At 48.9% G+C, this 5,643-nt stretch carries 5 protein-coding genes and 4 tRNA genes; 2 read left to right on the forward strand and 7 right to left on the reverse strand.

From position 1 onward, the window contains the following. From ACPUC8_RS25920 to ACPUC8_RS25940, 5 genes are all read right to left on the reverse strand, one after another. The coding region (locus ACPUC8_RS25920; protein WP_494927741.1) for a GTP-binding protein at positions 1-611 on the reverse strand (611 nt) is incomplete at its 3' end. A 107-nt stretch (positions 612-718) separates the two neighbouring features. Then, a tRNA-Thr gene (locus ACPUC8_RS25925) sits at positions 719-794 on the reverse strand. Between the two features lie 5 nt (positions 795-799). Further along, positions 800-874 (reverse strand) — tRNA-Gly (locus tag ACPUC8_RS25930). A gap of 190 nt (positions 875-1,064) precedes the next feature. Further along, positions 1,065-1,149, reverse strand: a tRNA-Tyr gene (locus ACPUC8_RS25935). A gap of 7 nt (positions 1,150-1,156) precedes the next feature. Next, positions 1,157-1,232: transfer RNA gene (locus ACPUC8_RS25940), tRNA-Thr, on the reverse strand. A 329-nt stretch (positions 1,233-1,561) separates the two neighbouring features. Between ACPUC8_RS25940 and ACPUC8_RS25945 the strand changes: the two genes are divergently transcribed. After that, the gene (locus ACPUC8_RS25945; protein ID WP_494927742.1) at positions 1,562-2,119 is read left to right on the forward strand and encodes a GNAT family N-acetyltransferase; all 558 of its coding nucleotides are present in this window, start codon (positions 1,562-1,564) and stop codon (positions 2,117-2,119) included. Between the two features lie 204 nt (positions 2,120-2,323). Then, positions 2,324-3,274 carry a type I pantothenate kinase gene (coaA, locus tag ACPUC8_RS25950; RefSeq protein WP_039335880.1) on the forward strand — a complete coding sequence of 317 codons (951 nt, stop codon included), beginning with the start codon at positions 2,324-2,326 and terminating at the stop codon, positions 3,272-3,274. A 179-nt stretch (positions 3,275-3,453) separates the two neighbouring features. Here the strand turns inward: coaA and birA are convergent, their stop codons facing one another. Next, the gene (birA, locus tag ACPUC8_RS25955; RefSeq protein WP_494927743.1) at positions 3,454-4,416 is read right to left on the reverse strand and encodes a bifunctional biotin--[acetyl-CoA-carboxylase] ligase/biotin operon repressor BirA; all 963 of its coding nucleotides are present in this window, start codon (positions 4,414-4,416) and stop codon (positions 3,454-3,456) included. Continuing rightward, positions 4,413-5,450 carry a UDP-N-acetylmuramate dehydrogenase gene (gene murB, locus ACPUC8_RS25960; RefSeq protein WP_494927744.1) on the reverse strand — a complete coding sequence of 346 codons (1,038 nt, stop codon included), beginning with the start codon at positions 5,448-5,450 and terminating at the stop codon, positions 4,413-4,415. Before murB ends, birA begins: the two co-directional genes overlap by 4 nt. Between the last annotated feature and the right edge of the window lie 193 nt (positions 5,451-5,643).

Below are 5,643 nucleotides of genomic sequence, written 5' to 3' on the forward strand. Positions count from 1 at the left end.
ACTGGCTCTGGGATATAGGTATCCAGGTGACCAGCCAGCTCAATGATCTTAGCTTCCCACTCAGCGTCGCCTTCCAGCGCTTTCAGAGCAGAACCGCGGATAATTGGAGTATCATCGCCTGGGAAGTCATATGCTGACAGCAGGTCACGAACTTCCATCTCTACCAGTTCCAGCAGCTCTTCGTCATCAACCATGTCGCACTTGTTCAGGAACACGATGATGTAAGGAACGCCAACCTGACGACCCAGCAGGATGTGCTCACGGGTCTGTGGCATTGGGCCATCAGTCGCAGCAACAACCAGGATCGCGCCGTCCATCTGCGCAGCACCGGTGATCATGTTTTTCACATAGTCGGCGTGGCCTGGGCAGTCAACGTGAGCGTAGTGACGAGTCGGGGTTTCATATTCAACGTGTGAAGTGTTGATGGTGATACCACGTGCTTTCTCTTCAGGCGCTTTATCGATCTCGTCGAATTTACTTGCCTTACCGCCGTAGGTTTTAGCCAGAACGGTGGTGATTGCAGCAGTCAGGGTGGTTTTACCGTGGTCAACGTGACCGATGGTGCCCACGTTTACGTGCAGTTTGTTACGTTGAAATTGCTCTTTAGCCATCGCTAGTCCCTCTAAGACACGGATATATCGAAGATATCGTCATATCAACCAGGCAATGCCTGACTGTTTGGTTTACAGAGAGAGAATCAGGAGAGAGATAAAGGAAGTGGTGCTGATACCCAGAGTCGAACTGGGGACCTCACCCTTACCAAGGGTGCGCTCTACCAACTGAGCCATATCAGCACATCTGGAGCGGGCAGCGGGAATCGAACCCGCATCATCAGCTTGGAAGGCTGAGGTAATAGCCATTATACGATGCCCGCATCCTGGAACTCGGCTACCTGTTCTTTCTGTAGCTTATGAATAATAAAAGAAGACCTTCTATTATTCGAGCCTGCCAGAGTTTCTGGCCGACTTTGATTGCGTTACTACGCAATCTGAATTCGAAGGTGAGAGAGATGAACTCACCCGCCAGACAAAGACTTTATCTGACGCCCAACCAAGAGGTTGAGATGGTGGTGGGAGAAGGATTCGAACCTTCGAAGTCTGAGACGGCAGATTTACAGTCTGCTCCCTTTGGCCGCTCGGGAATCCCACCTACTTGATGGTGCCGGCTACCGGAATCGAACTGGTGACCTACTGATTACAAGTCAGTTGCTCTACCAACTGAGCTAAGCCGGCATCAAGTGGAGCGCATTCTAGGAAGACCGCGCCCAGGATGCAACAAAAAAATCGTCATTTTTGTTCTATCGCTTACTATTTGTGCAAATCATCGCAAATAGCCCATTACATGCAGTTTTTTCACCCAAATTCAGTGTGTTTTTACGCCAGTGAACTACGCCCTGAGCTTTTTATCCGTGTCATTTGTTCTGCACATTAGTGGGTCATGCTGCATTCTCGTTGTGCAGTTTGGTCAATTTTTTCTCACTTAACGCTCGATCGCAGGTTTTTTGTGCTGGCCCGCATTTTGCTTTGTTTAAAAGTCTGGGTTTGGTTGAGGAGAATGCCTTATGAATATTGTTCAACTTAATGCTGAGACGTTGCCAAGCTATCGAAAAGCGCTGGCTGCATTAATGATTGATGCCATTCAACACAATATGGCAGCAGCATTCCATTCTTCTCATGGCCAGCAAGCACATCAGGAAGCTGAACGTTATTTTCATAGCTTGCGAGACGGCATGGCACGTCATGAATTATTACTGTGGGTTGCGCTTACAGATGATGGCGTAGCGGGTAGCGTGCAGCTCAGCATCTGTCAGCGCCCCGATGGACGAAACCGAGCGGAGGTCTTGCACTTACTGGTGCACTCAACGGCACAGCGCGAAGGTATTGGCCGCGAACTGATGAACAGGCTGGAGAGTAAAGCGGAGAGTTACCAACGTAGCCTGTTGTATTTGGATGTGCTGGCAGGATCACCCATCGAGCACTTCTACCGTGCTCATGGCTATCACTATCTTGGAGAGCTGCCTGACTACGCATTGTGCGCCGATGGCCACCCTCACCCCGGTGCAATCTATTACAAGCGCTTGCGGACCAGCGCAGCAGAAACGCTCACAACAAGCTACTGAGCGATATCAAAAATGCGGGCACGCTTACGAAAGCGTGCTCAGGTTTATCATTTTGCTTCTTTTCGAAGTCGCACTGGTGTTACCCTCCAGCCCATTGTTCTCGTTAAATTACCCCCCGTGACGTGCAACTGAGTTCTCCGCATCATTGTATGCTTGCTGCTGCAAGATGTTGATGAGCCAGAATTTGCGGTCAGATGCATGCTTATGAGTAAAAAAACGACACCACTAACCACGCCATATCTGCAGTTTGACCGTCAGCAATGGGCCGCATTACGCGATTCAGTGCCGATGACATTGGCAGAAGGCGAGATTGAACGACTGCGTGGAATCAATGAAGATCTCTCTTTAGAAGAGGTCGCAGAAATCTATCTGCCGCTATCCCGTCTACTCAACTTTTATATCAGCTCGAATTTGCGCCGCCAGGCCGTTTTAGAGCAATTCCTAGGCATGAATGGCCAAAAAATCCCTTACATCATCAGCATTGCTGGAAGTGTTGCGGTGGGTAAAAGCACCACGGCACGTGTGCTGCAAGCACTGCTGAGCCGTTGGCCCGAACATCGTAAAGTTGAGTTGATTACCACTGATGGCTTTTTGCACCCCAATGCGGTGCTTAAAGAACGCGGCCTGATGAAAAAGAAAGGGTTCCCGCAATCCTACGATATGCATCGTCTGGTGAATTTCGTGTCGGATTTGAAATCGGGTGCCAGCCAGGTCACAGCACCGGTGTATTCGCATCTTATTTACGATGTGATCCCTGATGGTGACAAAGTTGTGCAACAGCCCGATATTTTGATTCTTGAAGGGCTCAACGTACTGCAAAGTGGTATGGATTATCCTCACGATCCTCACCATGTATTTGTTTCTGACTTTGTCGACTTTTCGATTTATGTCGATGCACCTGAAGCCTTATTAGAAAACTGGTACGTTAATCGCTTCCTGAAATTTCGCGAAGGGGCATTCAGCGATCCCGACTCTTATTTCCATCACTATTCACAATTACCCGAAGAAGAAGCATTGAATATCGCCCGAGGGCTGTGGAAAGAGATCAACTGGCTGAATTTAAAAGAAAACATTCTACCTACTCGTGAGCGTGCGAGTTTGATTATGACGAAATCCGCAGACCATGCTGTTCAAAGTGTTAGGCTGAGAAAATAACAAACAGATAGCTATACCCAAAATAATTCGAGATTCAGGAAGGCGGCAAGTGCATGAATCCTCGGGAGCTTACTGAAGTAAGTGACAGAGGAGAATGCACGTAGCCAACGCACCTGTAATTTGAAGGATGAAGGGTATAAACGCCCTGTCATATCAGGGCGTTTTTTTAATGAATAAGCTTAATGACCTGGTCGCAGCGAAATTTCACCACCCACCCAAGATTTAATTTCTCCATCCTGCTCGAGTAATAATCCGCCCTGTTTATCAATGCCGCGAGCAATACCGTGAACCTCTCTATCGCCAATCAACAGTTTTACCGGGCGATTGATAAAGTTATCCAGCGTATCCCAACGTCCCACAAACGGCGTCAGTCCATCACGTTCAAAAACGGGTAAGGCATCACGCAGGCTATTGATTATTTTAGCCGCGAGTTCATTGCGATTAATTTTGACGCCGGCTTCCTGCAGATTTATCCAACCCTGATTAATCTCTGTCGCACTTTCTGAACGCATCACCAGATTGACACCTGCGCCCATGACAATTTGTGCGGCATCGCCGGTTTTACCTGTGAGTTCAACCAGAATACCCGCCAGCTTGCGGTCGTTGAGATAGAGATCGTTTGGCCATTTCACGCGGACATCAGGTGCGCCAAGGGACTGAAGCACTTCAGCCATAACAATACCAATCACTAAGCTCAGCCCCATTGCCGCAGCCGGACCTTGCTCAAGTCGCCAATACATCGAAAGATATAAATTAGCGCCAAACGGTGAGAACCATTTGCGGCCTCGACGGCCTCGTCCGGCTTGCTGATATTCTGCAATACACGCGTAACCTGATACCAACTGGTCCATGCGTTCTAATAAGTATTGGTTCGTTGAATCAATGACGGGAATCACCGCCAGGTCCGGTTGCTGCAGATGTGACAGGATTTCCGCTTCATCCAATAGCTGTATAGGAGCAGGCAAGCTATAACCTTTACCCGTGACGGTGTAAACATCCAGACCCCAGCTTTTCAATGTCTGGATGTGCTTGTTAATCGCAGCACGGCTCATGCCCAGCGATTCTCCCAGATGTTCACCTGAGTGAAACTCTCCATCTGCCAGAAGCGCGACCAATTTGAGTGGCACGTTATGATCTTTCATGAAATTACCTCAACGGCATTACGTTCGCCCTGAGCACCAATAAAACGCACCTCTGGCTCCAGCCAAACATTGAATTTCTCACCAACGGAATTTCGTACATGGTGAGCGAGCCCAACAATATCTTGCGGTGTCGCCTGATCTTCATTGATCAATACCAGTGCCTGCTGGCGATGGACAGCGGCACCACCGACGCTGAAGCCTTTCAGGTTACATTGATCGATCAACCAGCCTGCGGCCAATTTGACCTCACCATTCGCCTGCGGGTAATGCGGCATATCTTGCCACTCTCGCATCAGTGCGGAGGCCTGTTCATGGGAGATCAGAGGGTTTTTGAAGAAGCTGCCCACATTGCCCGTTATCTTGGGATCCGGTAATTTGCTTTTTCGCATATGGCACACCGCATGGAACACATCCCATGCGCACACTGTGGCAGGGTTAAGTTTGGCTAAATCGCCATAGCTTAAGACAGGTTTCCACTGCTTTGCTAAACAAAGCCCAATGGCAACAATCACGTAATCATCCTTCAATGCATGCTTGAAGATACTGTCACGATAGCCGAATAAGCATTCTTCACGATAAAGGCGTCTGATTTTTTGCGTGGGCAAGTGCAGCGCATCTACATAGTGGCAAATGTCTTTGAATTCGACGCCATAGGCGCCAATATTCTGTATAGGTGCTGAACCGGCCATCCCAGGGATGAGCGCCAGGTTTTCCAGGCCAGTGATGCCTTTCTTTAAAGTATGCTCGACCAGCTCATGCCAGTTTTCGCCTGCGCCCACATGTAAATGCCATGCTTCATCTTTCTCTTCAAGAGAGATGCCTTTAATAGCGTTGACGATCACTCCACCATTAAAGTCCTCAAGAAATAGCACGTTGCTTCCTTCACCTAACACGATGAAAGGTTGATGCCGCTGCTGAGTCGCTTGCCAGGCATCAATAATGGCTTCGGGCGTGTCAGCGATATACAGGGCTTGAGTACTGATCTCTAGACCCAATGTGTTGAAAGCTTTTAAAGAAGTGCGGGGGCTGGACATTTCACGGCCTTTACTGATTAATCTGGCCGTAGTTTACCCGATCAGTTAGCCGCAAGTGGGATGTTTTCGTGGCTTTTAGGGGGGAATTCATCGATCTGCAGACGTAAAAAAGCCCTGAACTTTCGTTCAGGGCTTCTTCACTTGTTTGATGCCTGGCAGTTCCCTACTCTCGCATGGGGAGACCCCACACTAC

The sequence above is a fragment of the Pantoea sp. CFCC18177 genome, assembly GCF_059412425.1.